Annotated in this window: 4 protein-coding genes; 1 reads left to right on the top strand and 3 read right to left on the bottom strand. The window is 33.4% G+C overall.

Features of this window, described 5'->3' with window-relative positions; all coding sequences use genetic code 11:
- Positions 1–100 precede the first annotated feature (100 nt).
- A complete protein-coding gene (locus A5844_RS01070) occupies positions 101–286 on the bottom strand; it encodes a hypothetical protein (RefSeq protein ID WP_086283225.1) in 186 nt (61 codons plus the stop codon).
- Between the two features lie 158 nt (positions 287–444).
- Between A5844_RS01070 and A5844_RS01065 the strand changes: the two genes are divergently transcribed.
- Positions 445–816 carry a YxeA family protein gene (locus tag A5844_RS01065; RefSeq protein ID WP_086283224.1) on the top strand — a complete coding sequence of 124 codons (372 nt, stop codon included), beginning with the start codon at positions 445–447 and terminating at the stop codon, positions 814–816.
- A 298-nt stretch (positions 817–1,114) separates the two neighbouring features.
- Here A5844_RS01065 and A5844_RS01060 read toward each other — a convergent pair whose 3' ends face one another.
- Together A5844_RS01060 and A5844_RS14470 are read right to left on the bottom strand one after the other, a co-directional pair.
- On the bottom strand, positions 1,115–1,528 hold the full coding sequence (locus tag A5844_RS01060; protein ID WP_086283223.1) for a hypothetical protein: 414 nt from the start codon (positions 1,526–1,528) through the stop codon (positions 1,115–1,117).
- A 60-nt stretch (positions 1,529–1,588) separates the two neighbouring features.
- The coding region (locus tag A5844_RS14470) for a C39 family peptidase (protein ID WP_502489075.1) at positions 1,589–1,734 on the bottom strand (146 nt) is incomplete at its 5' end.

The raw sequence follows: 1,734 nt of genomic DNA, 5'->3' as shown, positions 1-1,734 counted from the left end.
ACTATTTTCAGAGTCTTCGGCTTTTTTCATAAACGATTCCTTAATAAAATTGATTTTTTTAAAATTGGGGATTTGTGTTTGTTACAATTCAATGTTGCAGCTATTTGAATAAATTCTTTAATTTTTCAGTATAGTCTTGGATGTTTTTATCTTTTAAAAATTTTTGTGCCTTTTCTTTATATGGACCTAATTGTTCTTTATGCTGATTGAAAAATACTTTTGCTTCTTCAAAATTCCCCTTAGCTACAAGATCTTTGATTTTTTTTAGTAATTCTTCATCCTTCATGTTGACACACTTCCTTTCTTTAACTTTATTTTATCAGATGCCTTCATTATTTGTATCTCTATCGTCTGTGCTTAAGTCCGAGAGAAAAGTACACCTATAGACGGATGAGCAGAAAATCGTTTCCTGATACACTGAAAGTAGAAAGAGGGGAAAGAAAAATGAAGGTGATAAAAGTTTTAGTTGGAATAAGTTTATTTTGTGGATTTGCCTTAGTTGGATTGAAATTCTACACGCAAGGTATGTATGGCGACTTGCCTGGCGTGATCGATCAATTGAATCCGTTGGTAACTAAAGGGGAAGTCTATGTGAAAACGAAAGAACCAGATGATGTAAATTCATTCGGTACTGCCAACTATATCCAAAAAGCAGTAGATGCTAAAGGAAAGGAACGAATGATTGAATTCAAGGGACTTTCTGTCTTGAAAAAAGGACACTATCTAAAGCTTAAAAATAAAGGCGCATTTGTAGAATCATATGAAGAGGTTCCTGCTAGTGACGTACCTCGAGAAGCAAAAAAAATAATTCAGTAATTATTCACAGGCAATTATATTTTATAAAAAACTCATTATAGTTAACAAAGTTAATAATATTAAGAATCATTACTTAAATAGTATCAATTAGATACGCCATTTTATGCAACAAAAATACCGCCTACAAAACATAGAATGCTGTTTTGCAGACGGTTTTATTCATTTATCAGATGAAACATTTGATTGTCTACTACCTGATAGATGAGGTTAAAAAAGCATTGATAGTATGAAGAAAAGCTACTTGTTTGCTGACGAAGCAGGTCCTCTCAACTTTTTGGGAAGAAGGATAATGGGCTGATTAAAAGCTTGTTTTTAATTGATTGATGCGGCGTTCCATTTTGCGGATCAATCCAGTTGGGATACCAATCAATTCCGCTGAAGCAAGTACAGAAGCAAGTAATTGGTACTCTTTTGTCGGTTCCTCTATCTTGCGATAAATAGTCGCCAAGCGTTCAATATACTCAAAATGAGTATAGCCGGTTTGTTGAATCAAAAATTTTAATAAATCAATCGCTTTTTCGTAATTCTGTTCAGAGTAATAAGTTAGAGCTTGACGGTATAGTTTGATTTCTAGCAGATCGAGAGAAGCTGGGCTATATTGATTATTCCATTCATTGACTGAAACTTTTTTTTGGATGTTTCCGTTCATATCTCGAACAAAAATAATTGGGATTTCATTGGGATCAGCTTTTTTATGGATAAATCGTTCCATTAGTCATTGCTCCTTTTTGTTCTGTCTTAACCTGAGTATAAGCTATTTTGTAACAGATTACTAGTTCTCTTTTAGCGTCAACATTTGACCGCCCATCGCTGTAAAAATTTGTTCAAATTCATCAATAGGAACTTCACGATTTTTTGTTCCATATGGATCGTTGACGTAGATTAGTTGGTCATCATACCCTGTGACTACACAAGAAT

Source organism: Candidatus Enterococcus wittei, assembly GCF_002140175.1.
Classification (GTDB): domain Bacteria; phylum Bacillota; class Bacilli; order Lactobacillales; family Enterococcaceae; genus Enterococcus_B; species Enterococcus_B wittei.
The sequence above is the reverse complement of the archived record's forward strand: the minus strand, read 5'-3'. Positions and strand labels throughout refer to the sequence as shown.

Excerpts from the sequence above, each read along its gene's own strand:
- A5844_RS01065 (WP_086283224.1), top strand. The coding sequence starts at position 445 with ATGAAGGTGATAAAAGTTTTAGTTGGAATAAGTTTATTTTGTGGATTT.
- A5844_RS01070 (WP_086283225.1), bottom strand. The coding sequence starts at position 286 with ATGAAGGATGAAGAATTACTAAAAAAAATCAAAGATCTTGTAGCTAAG.
- A5844_RS01060 (WP_086283223.1), bottom strand. The coding sequence starts at position 1,528 with ATGGAACGATTTATCCATAAAAAAGCTGATCCCAATGAAATCCCAATT.